Below are 18,562 nucleotides of genomic sequence, written 5' to 3' on the forward strand. Positions count from 1 at the left end.
TTTCCCTTTCTTAAATGATTAAGCTATATTCAATTATAGCTGTGTAATTTAACTTACTAAACTACAATTTTATTTTTTACAAGGTTTATAATTAAGTGTTAATTGTATCTTTGCCCCAATTCTTGAAACAACTTTTCGATTACGCTCAATGTGACATTCGGAGTTATATTGTTGAAGGAATCAAAACATAAATTTTAATTACTAACATGACCAAAAAAGTTAGGGTGCGATTTGCGCCAAGCCCAACAGGACCTTTACATATTGGAGGCGTACGTACTGCCTTATTCAATTATTTATTTGCAAAAAAGCATCACGGTACTTTTGTTTTAAGAATTGAAGATACCGATCAAAACAGGTATGTTGGTGGTGCAGAAAAATATATTATTGATGCTTTAAATTGGTGCGGAATGCCTTATGATGAAGGCCCAGGAAAGAATGAAAAATTTGGTCCTTATAAGCAAAGTGAACGTAAGCATCTTTATAAACAATACGCAGATCAATTAATAGCTTCTGGTCAAGCTTACTATGCTTTTGATACTTATGAACAACTAGACTTTCATAGAAAAGACCATGAATCTAAAGGAAAAACTTTTATTTACAATTGGCACAATAGAGAAAAGGGGCGTTTAGTAAATTCTCTAGTGCTTTCAGAAAAAGAAACACAAGCAAAAATTAATTCTGGTGAAGATTATGTAATTCGTTTTAAGTCACCACAAGACGAAACTCTAAATCTAAAAGATATCATCCGTGGCGATATAAAAATTGACACAAATATATTAGATGATAAAGTACTCTTTAAAAGCGATGGCATGCCGACTTATCATTTAGCTAATATTGTAGACGACCACTTAATGGAAATTTCTCATGTAATACGTGGCGAAGAGTGGCTCCCTTCTTTAGCATTGCACTATCAGTTATATAATGCTTTTGGTTGGGAAGCGCCTGAATTTGCACATTTGCCACTAATTTTAAAGCCAACAGGAAAAGGTAAACTAAGTAAGCGAGATGGTGATAAATTAGGCTTTCCAGTTTTTCCTTTACAATGGGAAGACCCAAAAACTCATGATGTTTCAAGAGGATATAAAGAAGATGGTTATTTTCCAGAAGCTATGGTTAACTTTCTAGCCTTTCTTGGTTGGAACCCTGGTACCGAACAAGAAATTTTCTCATTAGACGCTTTAATAGATGCTTTTGATTTGAAAAAAGTAAATAAATCTGGAGCCCGATTCGACCCAGATAAAACTAAATGGTTTAACCATCATTATATGCAAGAACAAAGCAATGAAGTGCTTGCAGAAATGTTCAAGTCGTCGCATAAAGCATTAGCCGATATTGATGTGAATTACATAGCATTAGTTATTGGTTTAGTGAAGGAACGGGCTACTTTTGTAAGCGATTTTTGGGATTTGACTTACTACTTTTTTCAAGCACCTAAAATGTATGATGAAAAAGCTTCCAAAAAAGCCTTTAAAGAGGATACTCCCGAGATAATGACCCAAGTAATCTCTTTAATTAAAGATATTGATGACTTTTCTGTTGAAAACCTTCAGAAGAATATTAAAGGCTGGATAACAGGTAATGAAATAGGTTTTGGGAAGGTTATGATGCCATTGCGCTTATCTCTTGTAGGCGCTTTACAAGGTCCAGATGTTTTTGATATTATGTATATGATTGGGCAAACCGAAAGCGTTAAACGCATTCAGGCTATGGTAAACACGTTGAAGTAGTTTAAGTTTACTGTTGAATCTTAAACCTCAAAAAAATTCAGGAGTGGTGCCAAAAGGCGTCAAAAAGAAATCATAGCTCCAAAAACTAACATGGATTGATTTCCTTCAAATCGTTCGTCTCCGCCTGCTGTATCTAGTGTTTGATCCTCTAATTTTCTCAATATATTGGTGAAACCATAAATATGTTGTGCTTTTAATCGGAAGAACTTATAGCCAACCGACGCTCCAATTAACCCATTAAAATTAAACCTAGAAATCTCTAAAATATCATTGGCTTGTAAATTGGTGTAGTTATTTATATAATACCCCTCTTGGTTGTTGTTTTCTAATTCAAACTTCCCGTTATATTGCAGCATAGGGCCAACATCTATAGTTAAATAGCTTCCTATAAGCTTCACATGACCCAATAAAGCCAATTGTGCAGCGAACATTTTATACTCAATATATTCTTCTTGTGTACTAACCATATCTGGTCTTCCAGAAATGTTAATATAATTCTCCGATAATTGCATACCATAACTCATATTGTACCATCTATGAGGCAAATCTACCGTTGCAGACATTCCGAATAAAAAACCATCTCCTTGCTCGGTTATAAAATTATCTGTTTCAATATCCAATTTGGTAATGCCGCCAAAAATTCCAATACCATTAGTGATGTCATAATTTCTGGGTTGTGCAAAACTTGTTGTAACAAAACATACAGTAATTGCTACTAATAAAAAGAGGCTATTAATTTTCATAGTTAAGGTTATATGCTACCAAATATAATATAAATTTTGTATCTTAATTTTTCTAACATTTTTAAACAAAAACCATGAGCTACTTATTATTTCCCTTTATTTTCATTGGATTAATTATTTTAATCTCCTCATTCTTTATCGTAAAGCAACAGACTGCTGCTATTATTGAGCGTTTTGGTAGGTTTCAAAGTATTCGTCACTCAGGCTTGCAATTAAAAATTCCTTTGGTTGATAGAGTTGCAGGCAGATTAAGTTTAAAGATTCAACAACTAGATGTTATTATCGAAACAAAGACATTGGATGATGTGTTTGTTCGCCTTAAAGTGTCTGTGCAATATAAAGTGATTCGCGACAAAGTATATGATGCTTTTTATAAACTAGACTATCCGCATGATCAAATTACCTCATATGTATTCGATGTTGTTCGTGCCGAGGTACCAAAAATGAAGCTAGATGATGTATTTGTTAAAAAAGATGATATTGCTTTAGCGGTAAAAGCAGAACTTAATGATGCGATGTCAGACTATGGGTTTGATATTATTAAAACACTTGTTACAGATATTGATCCTGATGCACAGGTAAAAGAAGCCATGAACCGTATTAATGCCTCAGAACGCGAAAAAATAGCAGCACAATTTGAAGGAGATGCTGCAAGAATTTTAATAGTTGAAAAAGCAAAAGCTGAAGCCGAAAGTAAGCGTTTACAAGGGCAAGGTATTGCAGATCAACGACGCGAAATTGCACGTGGATTAGAAGAGTCTGTAGAAGTATTAAACCGCGTTGGGATAAATTCACAAGAAGCCTCTGCTTTAATTGTTGTAACGCAACATTACGATACATTGCAGTCTTTAGGTGAAGAAACCAACAGTAATTTAATTCTACTACCAAATGCACCACAAGCGGGAAGCAATATGCTTAACGATATGGTTGCAAGTTTTGCAGCTAGTAATCAAATAGGTGAAGCTATGAAAAATGCCAAAAAGAATAAGGAGTAAAACCCCCATCTTAATAATAACAAGAGGCTGTCTAAAAAGTCATTATAATTTCATTTGTCAGGTTGAGCCTGTCGAAACCGATATTGATTATCAGTAAGTTAAAAATATTTCGAGAAGCTCAATATGACATCGAACTTACTTTTTAGACAGCCTCTTCTTTTTTAAATCTACAACTTCTTAAAATTGGGGTTCTTTTTTTTCGGTTCCTCCTCTACTTCACTATTTATACTTCCTGGAAAAGATAAAGATGTACTAGCAAAAGTAGACCCAAAATTAATATTTGCGTAATACACTTGGCTCACTGCGTCTTTTACTTGGTCTTCAGACAATTCCTTTAAAGGGTGAATAAATACAACCCATAAGACGCCATCTGAAACAGCATATTTAACATCTAGAGCTGTATGAAAGTTAGCAACTAGAGCAGCTTTAAGCAATTTGTCGCTTACACCATTTGAGTCTGCAATTGGAGAAATTATACGCATTCTATTGTGATTAGCATCAGTTATAGACATCATAGGGATATCTTGTATATAAAATTGCCATGCACCCAGATTTCCATGAATAGAATCACTAACCGTAGTGTAAATGGTTTCTAGCTTTTCATTATCCATTTCTTGCGAAAAAAAGACCTGCGGTAAAATTGCCAAAAGGAATAATAACTTCTTCATAGTGTTTGATTTATATATTAAGTCGATAAAAACTAATAATCTAACAATACGCTAAGTCAAATTAACTAAAAGGATGCCTCTCCTCCCACTTTTGAATGGGGTTCATGTACTTGACTATACATCTTAAAATAGTGTTCGCTACAAAATTATTGGTGTGTTTCAAGTAAATGTGCATGGTTTTGGGTTTAGCACCAATTGAACTTTTAATCTCCATGGCTGTTCTAGCATAAACAATAGATTTAAACTTGTTCTCAATACCAAAAAAGGCCATATCAAATATCATGTTTAAATACATTTGATGCTGATTTTGTAAATTTTTATTATAACCTAAAAAATACGTTTCTAATATTTCATTATTAAGTATTAATGTATAAAAGCCAACCAATTCTTCATTTATAAAGTACCCAAACACTCTAAATCTATCTTTTAAATGGTTTTTTAGACATGTAAAATGATGTTTTTGAAGTTTAAAAGAATTTACCTTGGCATTATCTGAAACAGTCTCATATAACTCAAAAATAGTTTTAGAATTAGTTTCTATATATTCTGCATCTAACTCTCTGCTTTCAATGTTAGCAAACTTCTTTCTAGCAGTTTTATAGCGTCTCCTATATTTTTTATTAAAGGCCGTAATATAATCCTCTGGATGCTTCCATTCCTTATCAATTGACAACACCATATTAGGCTGAACCATAGCCCTATAAAGATTATTTTTCTTGAAAAATTGATAACTTTTGTGAATATTATCGTCTTCAAAATAATCCTTAAAGGCTATGATACGTATTTTTTTATTGAACCTTGTTCTAATATGCAACGTTAACTCTTGAATAGCTTTTTCAAGTGTATTTAAAAATTGATCTTGACTTAATTTTTCTATTTCGAAATAAAAACCATGCTGTCCAGTATGCATTAAATTACCAATTACTAATGCGTTTCCTTTTACTATTTTTGAAACCAACTGTTTAGCTAATTGTTTTAACCTATTATTTGAGCTTTTTCTAAATATATCGTCGGCATACATTTCAACTCGCTGGATAATCGCTACACCAACTAGCTCATTCGATTTAAAAATACCAATGTAATATGAAGAAATGTTCTTAGGAGCCGATTTTTCGAGGCCTCCTAAAAAGCTGGTTTTTAAAAAAATGTCCCTTGTGGAAAGTTCATCCCATGACACTGGAAGACTCTTAACTGTGTTATATATTTTATAATCTATCAATAGAAAAAAGAAAAGACTGAAAATTACAATTCTCAGTCTCTAAATATGTTAAAAGTTTACAAAAAGTTTATTTCCATCCACAAATTATAGTTCCCATTACACCAAGGGTAACAACCCAGTAACCTGCATTTATAAATATATACTTCGCTCCTTTTCTCTCAAACAAAGCATTTGTGCCAATAATAGGTAGTGCTATAAAAACTCCTGCTAATACACCATGTAATGCCCCATGCTTGAAGGTTCTAAACGCGTCACCATAATCAGCCATAAATGCAGCATAGGAAGGAAGTGCCTTAGTAGAATCGCCCCCAACTAAACTTAAAGCTCCTGTTTGATGAATACTCATCTGCATCATAGTCATAGCAAGTAGAAAAGCAAAAATAAAGGCAAGAATAAAGATTTTTGCCATGTTACCTCCTTTAACCTGTTCATCTGTCATGCCTGCCGCTTTCATCCAAGCGGTCCCAAATACCTTTGGGTTATACCAAATAAAACCGACAACTAGTGCCGAAACTGCTGCAACAAGAATTGCAGGAAAATTCAAAAAATCCATATTAATTAGTTTTAGGTTGAAGTTAAATATAATTAAAATACCAATAAAACTTGTTTTTTTAACATTATGATTAATGGTAGAATCTTTTAATTACTCATCCATAATTTGAAAAAAAACACTTTTGCTTTTATTGTAATAAATATTTTTAACCTCTAATAAATCCAATAAACTATGATACAATAAATCAGTTGTAAACCGTTTATTTTTATTATTCTTTAAGGCTTTTATCTTATTTGGAAATCTCTTTTGAAACTCATCAGAATACCATACTATTGCAGCAGGATTTTTACTAAATTCACTCTCTTGAGCATGTAACCATTTCCCTTCTTCTCCTAAAACCTCTCCATGATCTGATAAGTAAATTAAAATAGATGGATAGTTCTTTCTATCCTGAATTTCTATGACTTGATTTAGAAAATTATCGAGATAATATATAGTGTTGTCATAAGAATTTATTATTTCTTCCTTACTTAAGGAAGGGATGTACTTAGAGTCAATAACTGGCTTAAACTTTCTATGCGACGGTGAATATCTATTTTCATACCACCAGTGGCTTCCCAACATATGTAACGAATACAATGCATTAGCTTCATTTTCTAAAAAACTGTTTTTAAAAGGAACCAAAAGTTCTTCATCTAAAACTTTTTTAAAGCTCATATAAGACCTCAAACTATCTATTAACACTATCTGTTTATTTGTTCTTGTAATGCTTTCAAAACTGATTTCCAATTCTTGATTTCCAAACCAAATGGTTTCATATTTACAAGCATTAAATACATCAAAAACTGAAGTTATCTCTTTTAAATTTTCATCTTCAACACTTGCATTAGTCATAATTCTGGGCAAACTAGCCCCTGTGTATGTGTATGGTGTAAAAACATTTGGAAAACTCACGATTTTGTTTCGTTTACTTAATAAAGGGGTTGTTTCTCTACTATATCCATTTATTTGTAAATGATCCGCCCTCACTGTTTCTCCTAAAACAAAAACAATTTTTAAACTATCAATAGGGCTGTATACTGTTTTAGGTATTTCATTTAAATTATATTTATCGGAGACTAAATATTCCTTAATGCCAAAAAATACACTATATGGTAATCTCGTTTTTAGTGTATTTGGTCTTCGGCTTTCTATTGTATTATATAAAAAAATAGATGCCATAGTTAAAACAATAAATGGGATATTAATCTTAACTGGCAAAATTGCTTTATACATTTTAGCTATCACAAATAACATAATTATAACAAAAAAAATAAAGATTATATAGTGAACTGACAATAGATCAAAGACAATTGATGATTTCGTTTCAATAACAGCTTGTATTAAAGATTTAGTGACTGAAATATCTTGTACATAAACCCAAAAAGAAAACAATGAAAGGATAAAAAAACAAGGAATAAAAAGAAACCTAAACAACCATTTATTAAGTGTTAATATGTAAATATACCCAGCAATTGATGTTTGTAGTAGAATAAGGTGGGCTGCATATAAAAAACGATCCTTATAACCAGAAAGAGGTATGTGTATGTATGAAGAAAAAGTAATAAATAGGACAAAAAAAGTATTTAAAAACAAATAGAATATTATTTGTTTTTTATTGTCTTTTATAAAAAATCTTACGCTATTTTTTATTCCTACCATTCAATATTGGCATATATTTATTTACAAAAATAATAACAGGTATAATTAATAATACTTGCACAAATGCTAATATAAGTTTTATAGGTTCGCTAAATGTAAAAGTATTAATTCCTATAACTATCAATATAAGCTTTATAATGGTTAAAGATCTAAACTGAAGAGCCAATAAAGGAATTGTATTTCTTCCTAAAAAAGCTACTATTTTAGGGAATTTAACCCATTTAAAAAGAAATAGCACAAACAATGTTCCCATAAAACCATTTAAAATGAATAGTGCTATATTTCCATACTGTGATCTATACATATCAATCTTTGAATTAACCATAGACATTGAAACACTTAATAATAAGCAACAAACCGTTAGTAGAAATAATTTCTTAGCTGAACGGAGTTCTATTAATCTATTTTTAAGAAAGCTCCCTGCCGAATAAAAAATTAATGAAACACAGGCAACATCTATACTCCAAGGTAATTTAAATTCGAAAAAAACAGGGTAAACAAGACCTAATGTTACTAAAATTATTAAAACAAAACCCTTTAGCATATCGAATCTAATTTTGTTTACAAACGAAAAGAGCAAAAAGGTTAAAAATATACAAGGCAAAAACCACATAGGAATTCCCCAATCCATAAACTGAACATCCCCTTGCGCATAAAAAACACCTATAAACCCTTGTAATGGATCTAAATTATAATTTGTACTGTTTCCAAAATGTCTGCCTAAAAACAGCCAAAATATATATAACAATAAACTCCATATAAAATAAGGTATTAAAATACTTTTTGCGCGTTTAACAATTGAATATTTAGTAATATTTTTTGGGTGAAACATTCCTGCTATAAAGAAAAATAGCGGCATATGAAAACTATAAATATACGATTCCAAAAAGGGGTAATTATGCCCATATATAACTAAAAAGATACCTAAACCTCTAGCTTGATCTACCCATTCGTACCTATCGTTCATTTAATTTCTCGATTTAAGCTGGCTAACCTCAGCAACCAATAAATCGTTTTTGTCCTCTAAGGCTTTATTTATAAACGCATTTATTTTATCATTTTTTGTTAGCCCGTTCTGCAACAACACATTTAATGTAAGTACAACAGCAATGCGTGTTCCAACCTTTTTTACAGCCGTATTAAATAAAGGCTCTAAGTCAATATAACTTACATCTTTTGCAAGTTCTTGTATTTCAGCTTTTACCTTTTGTTGTTTTGGCTCAGGTAAATTTGTGTATTTCTTACCTAGTTTCTGAATAACATCAATAGCCTTTCTTTGTGGTTGTTGCTTGGGTTTTTGCAGATTATTATTCTGATTTGGTTGTTGTTTTGGTTTAACCTTAGCCCAAGAATCTCTAAGTCCAACCGTTTTATTAAACACTAATTTATCTGAAGATGAATCGTCATCCACATTAAAATATCCTAAACGTTGAAATTGAAACCTCTCGCCTGCTTTAGCATTTTGTAAACTAGGTTCTAAATATGCTTCAATAATTTTTAAGGAATTCGGATTGATAAAATCCATAAAGTCCTTGTCTTGGTGGCTATCTGGAGCTTCATCCATAAACAACCTATCATATTCTCTAACTTTAGCTTTTATAGCATGTTTAATGGATACCCAATGTAGCGTCCCTTTTATTCGTCTTGAAGTATCTTCAGAATAAGTACAGTGAATTTCTTTTACCTCCCCTTTTTCATCCTTTATTACACTCTCTGCTTTAATTATATAAGCGTTTTTTAATCTTACTTCTCCGCCAAGTTTCAGTCTAAAAAACTTATTACCAGCTTCCTCTTTAAAATCTTCCTTTTCAATATATAATTCGCGTGAAAAAGGCACTTTTCTAAATCCTGCACTTGCATCTTCTTGATTATTCTCGGCTTCTAACCATTCTTCTTTCCCCTCTGGGTAATTAGTGATAACCAATTTTACTGGATCTAAAACCGCCATAACACGAGGTGCCGTTTTATTTAAATCTTCACGAATGCAAAATTCTAAAAGCGATACGTCTATTACATTATCTCTCTTAGCAACACCAACGGTTTCAACAAACTTCCTAATTGCTGTTGGTGTGTACCCTCTTCGTCTTAAACCAGAAATTGTCGGCATTCTGGGGTCGTCCCACCCATTAACAATACCATCTTCTACAAGTTTTAAGAGCTTCCGCTTGCTCATAATGGTATAGCTTAAGTTTAAACGCGCAAACTCGCGTTGTTTAGGTCTAAGCAGAGTTGGATTAATAACTTGATCTAAAAACCAATTGTATAACTCTCTATGGGGTTTAAACTCTAAAGAACAAAGCGAATGTGAGATTTGCTCTATATAATCGCTTTCGCCGTGTGTCCAATCGTACATAGGGTAAATACACCAGTCGTTTCCTGTTCTATGATGATGTTTCTTTAAAACACGATACATAATAGGGTCACGCATTAACATATTGGTGTGTTGCATATTAATTTTTGCACGCAAAATATGTTCTCCTTCGTCAAACTCTCCTTCTTTCATACGTTCAAATAAATCAAGGTTCTCAACAATACTCCTGTTTCTAAATGGGCCATCAACCCCGGGTTGGGTTGGTGTTCCTTTCTGTTCAGCCATAGCTTCGCTAGATTGTGAGTCTACATAAGCTTTTCCTTCTTTTATAAGTTGAATCGCCCAATCATACAGCTGTTGAAAATAATCTGAAGAAAACAATTCCTTATCCCATTTATATCCTAACCAAGCAATATCGCGTTTAATAGCATCTACATATTCTTGTTCTTCTTTAGCTGGGTTGGTATCATCAAATCTAAGGTTTACTGGTGCATTGTAATATTCGCCTAGACCAAAACTAATTCCAATAGCCTTTGTATGTCCTATATGCAAGTACCCGTTTGGCTCTGGCGGAAACCTAAAACGCAGTTCGTTTTTAGACATTCCATTTGCCAAATCCTCCTCAATAATTTGTTCAATAAAATTTAATGATTTTCTATCTTCAGACATTCTATTCTTTGTTTCATCAAAATAAGCCTCAAAATTACGGAAATTCCATTTATTTTATCATAATAACTTGAATAAGCGTAACAAATAATAATTGAAAATGACTTATATATTAAAAGTTACAAATCTTTAAAATATTTATAATATGCAAAAAATAAAATATGTCTGTCCTAAATGTGCTAATACGACATGTGAGGTTGGTGAAATGCGTGCTACAGGCGGTACACTTTCTAAGATATTCGATGTTCAAAATAAAAAATTTACATCGGTAACATGCTTAAGATGTACTTATACCGAATTTTATAAAACAAAAACTAGTGCTATTAGCAATATTTTTGATTTCTTTACAGGCTAATGGGAACAATTAAAGTTGAAAATATTCGCGTATTTGCCTATCATGGTTGCTTAAAAGAAGAAACCAAAATAGGCAGTGATTATCGTGTTGATTTAGAGGTGAAAGCAAACTTGCAAGCATCTGCAGTGTCTGATAAACTAACAGATACTGTTGATTATGTTTTTTTAAATCGCATTATAAAGGAGGAGATGAATACCCCTTCTCATCTACTTGAAACAGTATGTAGGCGTATCCTTGATAGGATTTTTAATGAAGATGATTTAGTAAAAAAAGCTACTGTTTGTGTGAGCAAATTAAACCCCCCTATTGGTGGTGATGTAGAACGGGTAACTATAAAAATGAGTGATAAACGTAAAAAATAGTTTTAAGGCTTAAAAAGTGTTATTTTTTTTTACATTTGCACTAGTTTCCCGATGTCTCGGGAATAACAAATTTAAATGATACATCAAAGCTTACTTTGATGTATTTTTTCAAAAGGCGTCATGGCCGAGTGGCTAGGCAGAGGTCTGCAAAACCTTCTACAGCGGTTCGAATCCGCTTGACGCCTCAAAAAAGAGATACTATTTTAGTGTCTCTTTTTTTTGTTTTTTTTTAAAAATTATTAAACTTGTTGTAGCGATTGGAATTAAGGCAGCGCCTCAAAATAAGCTTCTTATTTTATTGGGTTTATTTGCTCTAACTTCTCTTTGTTTTTCTCGTATACATCAGGAAATAACCCTTGTACAAAAAGTAAAACACCAAAACCTAGTATTACCATAGCAATTACTTTCTTTGTTTTAAATATAAGTCTTGGGGTTAATTTTGCTTTAAGCTTTTTGGCAACTACTATTTTAAATAAATCAGTTACAAAATAAGCTGTCAACATTGCTATAATAAATATGATATCGCCATTTTTTGAAGTGGTAAGCGAGTCTCCAAGAACCATAAACCCTAGCCAACCTAACAATACACCAATATTTATAAAATTAAGTAAAAAGCCTTTTACAAAAAGCTTCCCATAGTCTTTTTGTATTTCTACCTTATGATACTCCTTAACAATAGCTCTAAAAGATTTTGATGTTTTTATAAATGAAATAACACCATACACCATCAATAAAACACCTCCAAAAATTAAAAAATTAGGGTCGTTCCCTATTTTGCCTCTAAGGTTATTTGTACTATAGAATGCAATAATAATAAAGATAATATCTGCTAGAATAACACCCAAATCAAATATTAAAGCGCTTCTAAAACCTTTTGTTGCGCTTGTCTCTAAAAGTACAAAAAAGACTGGACCTATTGTAAATGCTAGAATAATACCAAAAGGAATGGCTGTTAAAATATCGTCAAACATAAATTTGTGATGCTTTTCACAAAGTAAAGAAATATTTTAAAATAGGGGAGAGTCTTTATAAAGTAAAAAACCTCGGAGCAAGCCACGAAGTATTTAACCTGAGATCCCGCTATAAAAGCGGGATTAGTTCAAATAACTATTTTAAGCTTGTTGCTTTGCAACTTTTAAAACAGAGTTTCTCTAATAAAAAAAGGCGCTTTTATAAATAAAAACGCCTTTTGCAAACAACTAAACTAAACAGTTTTACTGCTTAATAAGTTTTAAACTACTTATACCAGAAGCTGTTTTAATTTGAGCAAAATATAAACCTTTATTTAAACTAGCTCCGTCTATTGTTGCTTCGCTTGTATTAGGTGATAACGACAATACATTTTTACCTAATACGTCGAATACTTTAATGGAAGAGATATTAGCACTCTGTGTTTTTACTGTCCAACTATCTTGAGTTGGATTAGGAAAGATTTTAAATGAAGCTTTCGCTACGTCGTCTATACCTAAAACACATTCTTCGCCTACTGTATAAACAAAATCTTCAGTCACACCAAATCCACCATCTGCCCATACAAATTTAGCTCCATATGTAATATCAACGCCAGGTGTAGGTGCTATAATCGTTTTCGTATATGCTTGTCCTACGTTGCTATCAAAATTACCTTCTGAAAAAGGATCTCTATTTTGAATATAAGCAACTAGTCCAGCTACAGGATCACCTAACAAGGTGAATGTGATTTCTACATCTCCATTACCTAAAGTCTCAAACTTATATGCGTAACCATTTGGAAATGTTCCTTCTTTAACACCAAAAGACTGTCCTTCACACTCATTACTTGGATCTGCAATTGTAGTACCTCCCACTGTAATAGCATTATTTGCTGCAGAGTTTCCCGATGCATCACTAGCTGAGACATCAAAACTATACATAGTTTCAGGTGTTAGTCCACTTATTATATAGGAAGTTTCAACTCCTGAAGCTCCTATTGTTTGTGCGGTAACATCCCCTGCTATATCATAAGTTATATTGGCCGATGTTTCATCGGTAGCTGTTAACAACAATTCAATTGAAAACGGGTCAATGGCACCTATTGTTGCAGTAAAACCTGATGGTGCTGTAACATCGCAAGGAGCACAGACACCGCCACAATCAACTCCTGTTTCGTCTTGATTTTCAATACCATCAGAGCAGGTTTCAGGGTCTGGGCCAGGTGCAGAGATACTATGAACCCAATAAGTGCCTGTACTTTGATTATTACTACTACCATCACCAAAAGTGCCACTATCTGTGTAAAGTTTCATATTTCCATAACTACCAAGGTTAGACGGGAAATTTAATTCTACAGTTGTTAGTTCTTTACCAACTGTTTCAAAATTTACCTCCGCAACATTACTCTGAAAACCCAAACCATGTTGACGTACTTCAAGATCAGGGCAATCTCTACATTCCATAACTACAGTAATTGTATTGTTCACACTATTACTTAAATCAACAGGTACGGGAAAATTTATTTGTGCGTTATCCCAGTTGTTGGAAGCACCTACAATTTGTAGAACATCATTAGTTGTACTGCCATCGTCAATAATTGTAACAGTTGCTCCGCCATCACCTAACATTAACTGATTTGGATTTTCAAAATCAAACGGTAATTCTTGAGAATATCCTAATGATACAACCAAAAGGAAAAATAATAAAGTAATTTTTTTCATCATAAAATTGTTTTAACCAATAATTTAAATACTAAATTATTTCGTAGTTTCTTCAAGGTAGAGCCAATCCTTGTTAAATCGCTAACAACGACCCATACAAGAAACATACACTAGGAAATTATAATGTTTCGTTAGTTGTTTTATAAAAGAGTGAGTGATACCAGCACTTCTAACGTTATCTTGTAACCAAAACAATATTAGAGAAATTAGGAAACTTAGAAATGTAGGGGTAATGTAGTGGTGCGGTCTCTAAGTTTAATGATTATTTAAAAAACTCTAGGGCAATCTAGCAGCTATTGAGTCAGAATGACTCAAGAAAAACAAAGAATAAGCAATGAAAATCAGTTATTTCTCCAGCCTAAAGGTAGATAAAGGATGGTTGTTATTAGCAACAAGAATAATGCTCTTGTTCCCCGAACTTAAATACTTAACATCTCTACTATCGAAAGGAACATAAAATCCGCTTTGTAAAGCATCTAAATATTTAAAATTATTATTACCATCACCTAACAATACGGCTCCAATGCCAGCATCATAACGTGTGGTTTCAACCTCAACACCAAAATGATTGCCTACGGTAATAATATCCTTATTACCATCGCCATTAACATCCAAAACTAAAGCAGACTTAATTGGGGCAATTTGTAATTCGTTGGGCAATACTACCTTCTTTAAACTACCATTATCGTTAATCAATAAAATACTTTCAAAACTTTTTATTTCACGTACAACGGCATCCTCAACTTTGTCTTCTGGTAGTATTTCAACCAATTTAGAAGATGCAAATGTGTGATAGTCTTTAAATTTTTCGGCTACATAAGGCATCTGCTGACTTGTACATTCACGGCCTCTTACAGGCACATAATCGTCCTTATAAAACTTTGCTAAAACGACGTCATTCGTGCCATTGTCATCAAAGTCGTTCACATATAATTTAAAAGGATGTTCTTCTGAAGCTTTAAATTTATTATTTAAACCTAAGTTACCTATAATATAATCGTCGTCCCCATCATTGTCAAGGTCGCTAGCGGTAATAGACCACCAGATACCTGTTGAATCTTGAAGTCCAAATTTGGCTGTACTATTTTTAAAAATCCCATCTTCATTAATTAACACTTCAATGCCCATCCATTCGCCGACTATCATAAGATCTTCGTCTTCATCATTATCAATATCCGTAAAAACAGCATCTGTTACCATCCCTTTATTTTCTAGACTTGGTGCGATATTAGAAGGGGCTTTGGTAAACCTACCAGCGTTATTAATAAGTAAATAACTGGTAGGAGGGAAGCCATACTTTCCAGATATTAAACGTGTGCCAACAAAGACATCTAAATCGCCATCTTTATCAATATCTGCTGTTTTGATGCATTGCGAGCTTTCAAAAATATTAGGCAAGGCATTGGCACTTTTTGTAAATGAGCCCGTGCCATCGTTTAGGTACAGCCTATCTTTTAACAACACATTACCTCTTTTATATTCGCTTCCTCCACTAGCCACATACAAGTCTAAATCGCTATCCTTATCGGCATCAAAAAATAGGGCTTGTAAATCTTCTGAATCTTTATCTGATTCCCATGGTTGCGATTTTGCTTCAACAAAACCACCGTCCTGGTTTTGTAGATATAAAATTCCGCTTTGTCCCGCGGCTCCACCTATAAACATGTCTTGCAAACCATCATTATTAACATCTTCAACAGCCATAAATGGTCCGTTTTGAGATATGTTATGTGGTAACAGTATTTCATCTTGATATTCTTCAAAAGGATTTTCTTTGTGTGTAAAATTTATTCCTAAATCTTCTGGTTTTGCATGTAATAGGAGCGTAGTAGAAGTAGTTTCATTTTTATTAGCCTGAACCGCCTTGGAGTACTTTGCTTCTAACTCAATATTAGCGCTCACATTTTCAAAAATATTTGATTTGCCATCAGGCCAAATGACTTCAACTTTATCAACTGTTGTTTCCTTGCCCAACCCAAAAAACAACCCTGGTTCTACAGAAGATAAATAACCTCGGCTAACTGTGTGGTTTGCTATTTGCTTCTTTCCGTTATAATGAATTACAGCCTTTGCACCGTATCCAAACCTATTATTTTGAGATCCTTCTAAATCAATTTTCAAAAAGTTTCCAGTGGCATTATTTTCATAAACAAAAGCAGCAGACTCCATATTATTGATGACAATGTCTAAATCGCCATCATTATCTAAATCGCCATAGGCCATTCCGCTCGAAAAACTAGGCATATCGAAACCCCAATCTTTTGTTACTTTCTCAAATTTTAAATCACCGGTGTTCTTAAAGGCATAATTTGCAAGTGGTACAGAAGGTGCTTTTTTAGCAATGGCATAAAAATCTTGAGAACCCTCTGCAAGTTTTGCATTCACGCCTGTTAAAAAATCATTATTCCTAACATCCTTCTTAACACCATTTGAAATTATAATATCTCTATTTCCATCATTATTCAAGTCTACCAGAAGTCCCGCCCAACTCCAATCTGTTTTTGCAATACCAGCAATATTAGAAATGTCTGAAAAACTTTTGCCACCTATATTAATTTGTAAGGTGTTTGTCATGTATTGGTGGTGATCACCAATAGAAACCATTTCATTAAATTTTTCTGAGCTCATAGAACCCATATTAGTTTTAGATCTGTAATGGTCTGCAGCAGCCATATCTAAAGTAATGAAGTCTGTAAAGCCATCGTTATTAATATCTCCAGTATCTGTTCCCATACTAAACTGCGAAATGTGTTTTACTTTTTCGTGAATCACATTTCTAAATGTTCCGTCCCCATTATTGTAATACAAGAAATCTGGATCATCGTAATCGTTGGCTATGTAAAGGTCTTCCCATCCGTCATTATTAAAATCGTCTGCACTAACACTTAAGCCATAAGACAACTCTCTAGAAATACCTGATACCGCGGAAACATCAACATACCTACCCCTTTCATTTTTGTACAGCTTATCGGAATAATACTTTTCACGCTCCTTAGGAATGTTTATATACCGACTAAAAAGTCTTGCATCTGGAAGCTGATTTACTTGGTACATGTCTAAATCGCCATCATTATCCATATCGAAAAATACAGCCTGTGAAGAGAACCCAGCATCGGCTAGCCCATAAGCCATAGCAGATTCCGTAAAAGTAAGATCTTGATTATTGATATATAATTGATTTTTTCGCTCTTCAGGTACCATAGACTCACCGTTTCTTGAAACATATATATCTAAATAACCATCTGAATTTACATCTGCCATGGTAACGCCCCAAGACCAACCTGAGTTTCTTGCTGCTCTTGATTTTTTTGTGATGTCTTCAAACTGAAAATTTCCTTTATTTAAGTATAATCTATCTGACACCTGATTTCCGCAGAAAAAAATATCTGATAAGCCATCATTATTGATGTCACCAATGGCTACGCCCGCGCCACTATATATTTGATTATAATAGAGATGATTTACTTTTTCAGACTCCACAATGGCATTATTGAAGTCGATTCCAGTATGCTTTGAATCGTGTAAAGTGAATCCTTCGACAAGAGTTTCTGGGTATAAATCGCGTATTGGCCCTTCACAAGAACTTAAAAAAAGAACTAATAATACACCTATTTTGTATTGAATGCTATTCATCTTCATTTTTAAGGTTTAATTGAAAATTAGGCTATTTATAATATTAAAATAATCCGAATAAAACCATAAAGGTTATGAGGCAAAAGTACTCTTAAAGAAATAATTTGCTGCCTTTTAATTTAAGTCGATTTGTATAAAACTTAGGGTTTTCATCTTTATCCCAAATACCCCAATATGCCCCTACATCTCCCTCGGTTCCAACTTTCCATGACTCATCAAAAGATGAAAAGTAAAAAACGTCTATCTCTTCTTCTTTGGACCATAACTGCGTATTGATAAAATACTTTATGGCGTTTTCTTTTGAAGGAAATGCGCCATTTAAACCTTCTCCTTCACTAGGCCACCCTGTTTCGGTGATAATAACCTTTTTACCTTTTCCTGCCTTAACCGCTTGGTGGTACATATCCTTCATGTAGATTAGGGAATATTCGATACTGCAACCTTCCCAATATGGATAACAGTTTGCTAAAATAACATCGCATGCCTCAGTAATTTTAGGCCTGTGGGCAAACTCGTAATAAGCATCTACGTAACCTACGGGCACATTTGTAATGTCTTTTTTAACATCGTAGATGAAATCTAATAACTCATCTTCTGTTAAATCACCTCTGTACATCACTTCATTTCCAACAGCTGCAACATCTACAAGTCCTTCATTTGCTAATCTCTTTAATCCTTCTATTTCCTTTGCATTAATCTTCGCATTGTCTCCTAACCATGCACCCACCATGGTTTTCATACCCATTTCCTTGGCGATCTTGGGTATTAGTTCATTGCCATCTGTACATGAAAAAGACCGCACCCATTCCGTATAGGGCTTAATAAGTTTCAAACGTCTTCTTATCTGTTTTTCGGTAAGCTGATCTCCAGGTTCTTGTCCTTCTTCATAAGGACTAAAGCCTATGCCATGCATACCTCTTTTTAAAATTCTTTTGAATACGTTCTCTAATCCTTTTGGTGTCTTGTTATCTAAATCATATCCAGATAATGACAGCATTTTATGTGATCTGTAAGACG

Annotated in this window: 15 protein-coding genes and 1 tRNA gene; 5 read left to right on the forward strand and 11 right to left on the reverse strand. The window is 33.2% G+C overall.

The features are described 5' to 3' along the window. The first annotated feature begins 206 nt into the window (after positions 1 to 206). A complete protein-coding gene (gene gltX, locus Q0739_RS03075) occupies positions 207 to 1,727 on the forward strand; it encodes a glutamate--tRNA ligase (protein WP_298237227.1) in 1,521 nt (506 codons plus the stop codon). Positions 1,728 to 1,786: 59 nt separating this feature from the next. Here gltX and Q0739_RS03080 read toward each other — a convergent pair whose 3' ends face one another. After that, positions 1,787 to 2,470: a hypothetical protein gene (locus Q0739_RS03080; protein WP_298237228.1), complete on the reverse strand. Its 684-nt coding sequence runs from the start codon at positions 2,468 to 2,470 to the stop codon at positions 1,787 to 1,789. Between the two features lie 74 nt (positions 2,471 to 2,544). Between Q0739_RS03080 and Q0739_RS03085 the strand changes: the two genes are divergently transcribed. Continuing rightward, positions 2,545 to 3,465, forward strand: a complete 921-nt coding sequence (locus Q0739_RS03085; RefSeq protein ID WP_298237229.1) for an SPFH domain-containing protein — start codon at positions 2,545 to 2,547, stop codon at positions 3,463 to 3,465. A 167-nt stretch (positions 3,466 to 3,632) separates the two neighbouring features. On the opposite strand, the gene Q0739_RS03090 is transcribed toward Q0739_RS03085, so the two are convergent. The 6 genes from Q0739_RS03090 to Q0739_RS03115 form a co-directional block, all read right to left on the reverse strand. Continuing rightward, a complete protein-coding gene (locus Q0739_RS03090) occupies positions 3,633 to 4,133 on the reverse strand; it encodes a hypothetical protein (RefSeq protein ID WP_298237230.1) in 501 nt (166 codons plus the stop codon). A gap of 61 nt (positions 4,134 to 4,194) precedes the next feature. After that, the gene (locus Q0739_RS03095; RefSeq protein ID WP_298237231.1) at positions 4,195 to 5,352 is read right to left on the reverse strand and encodes a GNAT family N-acetyltransferase; all 1,158 of its coding nucleotides are present in this window, start codon (positions 5,350 to 5,352) and stop codon (positions 4,195 to 4,197) included. Between the two features lie 67 nt (positions 5,353 to 5,419). Further along, complete coding sequence (locus tag Q0739_RS03100) at positions 5,420 to 5,905, reverse strand: DUF1761 domain-containing protein (RefSeq protein WP_298237232.1); 486 nt, start codon at positions 5,903 to 5,905, stop codon at positions 5,420 to 5,422. Between the two features lie 90 nt (positions 5,906 to 5,995). After that, positions 5,996 to 7,120 (reverse strand): phosphoethanolamine transferase, encoded by a 1,125-nt coding sequence (locus tag Q0739_RS03105; protein ID WP_298237233.1) that lies wholly within the window; start codon positions 7,118 to 7,120, stop codon positions 5,996 to 5,998. A gap of 406 nt (positions 7,121 to 7,526) precedes the next feature. Beyond that, positions 7,527 to 8,513, reverse strand: coding sequence for an acyltransferase family protein (locus Q0739_RS03110; RefSeq protein ID WP_298237234.1), 987 nt, complete (start codon positions 8,511 to 8,513; stop codon positions 7,527 to 7,529). Next, on the reverse strand, positions 8,514 to 10,526 hold the full coding sequence (locus tag Q0739_RS03115) for a glutamine--tRNA ligase/YqeY domain fusion protein (protein ID WP_298237235.1): 2,013 nt from the start codon (positions 10,524 to 10,526) through the stop codon (positions 8,514 to 8,516). A 142-nt stretch (positions 10,527 to 10,668) separates the two neighbouring features. On the opposite strand from Q0739_RS03115, the gene Q0739_RS03120 reads away from it, so the two are divergent. The 3 genes from Q0739_RS03120 (at position 10,669) to Q0739_RS03130 (ending at position 11,425) form a co-directional block, all read left to right on the forward strand. Next, positions 10,669 to 10,878: a zinc ribbon domain-containing protein gene (locus tag Q0739_RS03120; RefSeq protein WP_298237236.1), complete on the forward strand. Its 210-nt coding sequence runs from the start codon at positions 10,669 to 10,671 to the stop codon at positions 10,876 to 10,878. Then, positions 10,878 to 11,240: a dihydroneopterin aldolase gene (gene folB / locus Q0739_RS03125; protein ID WP_298237237.1), complete on the forward strand. Its 363-nt coding sequence runs from the start codon at positions 10,878 to 10,880 to the stop codon at positions 11,238 to 11,240. The genes Q0739_RS03120 and folB overlap by 1 nt, the downstream gene beginning before the upstream one ends. A 114-nt stretch (positions 11,241 to 11,354) precedes the next feature. Continuing rightward, a tRNA-Cys gene (locus Q0739_RS03130) sits at positions 11,355 to 11,425 on the forward strand. A 105-nt stretch (positions 11,426 to 11,530) separates the two neighbouring features. Here Q0739_RS03130 and Q0739_RS03135 read toward each other — a convergent pair. The 4 genes from Q0739_RS03135 to Q0739_RS03150 all read right to left on the reverse strand — a co-directional run bounded on the left by Q0739_RS03135 (position 11,531) and on the right by Q0739_RS03150 (position 18,542). Next, positions 11,531 to 12,211, reverse strand: coding sequence for a LysE family transporter (locus tag Q0739_RS03135; protein WP_298237238.1), 681 nt, complete (start codon positions 12,209 to 12,211; stop codon positions 11,531 to 11,533). A 243-nt stretch (positions 12,212 to 12,454) separates the two neighbouring features. Then, positions 12,455 to 13,915, reverse strand: a complete 1,461-nt coding sequence (locus tag Q0739_RS03140) for a T9SS type A sorting domain-containing protein (RefSeq protein WP_298237239.1) — start codon at positions 13,913 to 13,915, stop codon at positions 12,455 to 12,457. 342 nt (positions 13,916 to 14,257) lie between these two features. After that, on the reverse strand, positions 14,258 to 17,551 hold the full coding sequence (locus tag Q0739_RS03145; RefSeq protein ID WP_298237240.1) for a VCBS repeat-containing protein: 3,294 nt from the start codon (positions 17,549 to 17,551) through the stop codon (positions 14,258 to 14,260). 85 nt (positions 17,552 to 17,636) lie between these two features. Then, positions 17,637 to 18,542: a glycosyl hydrolase family 17 protein gene (locus tag Q0739_RS03150; protein WP_298237241.1), complete on the reverse strand. Its 906-nt coding sequence runs from the start codon at positions 18,540 to 18,542 to the stop codon at positions 17,637 to 17,639. Positions 18,543 to 18,562: the final 20 nt, after the last annotated feature.

The organism is uncultured Algibacter sp., assembly GCF_947487605.1.
Taxonomy (GTDB): Bacteria; Bacteroidota; Bacteroidia; order Flavobacteriales; family Flavobacteriaceae; genus Algibacter_D.

What these genes read in the sequence shown, in the direction of transcription:
- Q0739_RS03100 (WP_298237232.1), bottom strand. Translation starts at nt 5,905, where the DNA reads ATGGATTTTTTGAATTTTCCTGCAATTCTTGTTGCAGCAGTTTCGGCA.
- gltX (WP_298237227.1), top strand. Translation starts at nt 207, where the DNA reads ATGACCAAAAAAGTTAGGGTGCGATTTGCGCCAAGCCCAACAGGACCT.
- Q0739_RS03120 (WP_298237236.1), top strand. Translation starts at nt 10,669, where the DNA reads ATGCAAAAAATAAAATATGTCTGTCCTAAATGTGCTAATACGACATGT.
- Q0739_RS03135 (WP_298237238.1), bottom strand. Translation starts at nt 12,211, where the DNA reads ATGTTTGACGATATTTTAACAGCCATTCCTTTTGGTATTATTCTAGCA.
- Q0739_RS03085 (WP_298237229.1), top strand. Translation starts at nt 2,545, where the DNA reads ATGAGCTACTTATTATTTCCCTTTATTTTCATTGGATTAATTATTTTA.
- Q0739_RS03110 (WP_298237234.1), bottom strand. Translation starts at nt 8,513, where the DNA reads ATGAACGATAGGTACGAATGGGTAGATCAAGCTAGAGGTTTAGGTATC.
- Q0739_RS03105 (WP_298237233.1), bottom strand. Translation starts at nt 7,120, where the DNA reads ATGTATAAAGCAATTTTGCCAGTTAAGATTAATATCCCATTTATTGTT.
- Q0739_RS03090 (WP_298237230.1), bottom strand. Translation starts at nt 4,133, where the DNA reads ATGAAGAAGTTATTATTCCTTTTGGCAATTTTACCGCAGGTCTTTTTT.
- Q0739_RS03145 (WP_298237240.1), bottom strand. Translation starts at nt 17,551, where the DNA reads ATGAAGATGAATAGCATTCAATACAAAATAGGTGTATTATTAGTTCTT.
- Q0739_RS03115 (WP_298237235.1), bottom strand. Translation starts at nt 10,526, where the DNA reads ATGTCTGAAGATAGAAAATCATTAAATTTTATTGAACAAATTATTGAG.
- Q0739_RS03080 (WP_298237228.1), bottom strand. Translation starts at nt 2,470, where the DNA reads ATGAAAATTAATAGCCTCTTTTTATTAGTAGCAATTACTGTATGTTTT.
- Q0739_RS03150 (WP_298237241.1), bottom strand. Translation starts at nt 18,542, where the DNA reads ATGCTGTCATTATCTGGATATGATTTAGATAACAAGACACCAAAAGGA.
- folB (WP_298237237.1), top strand. Translation starts at nt 10,878, where the DNA reads ATGGGAACAATTAAAGTTGAAAATATTCGCGTATTTGCCTATCATGGT.
- Q0739_RS03140 (WP_298237239.1), bottom strand. Translation starts at nt 13,915, where the DNA reads ATGATGAAAAAAATTACTTTATTATTTTTCCTTTTGGTTGTATCATTA.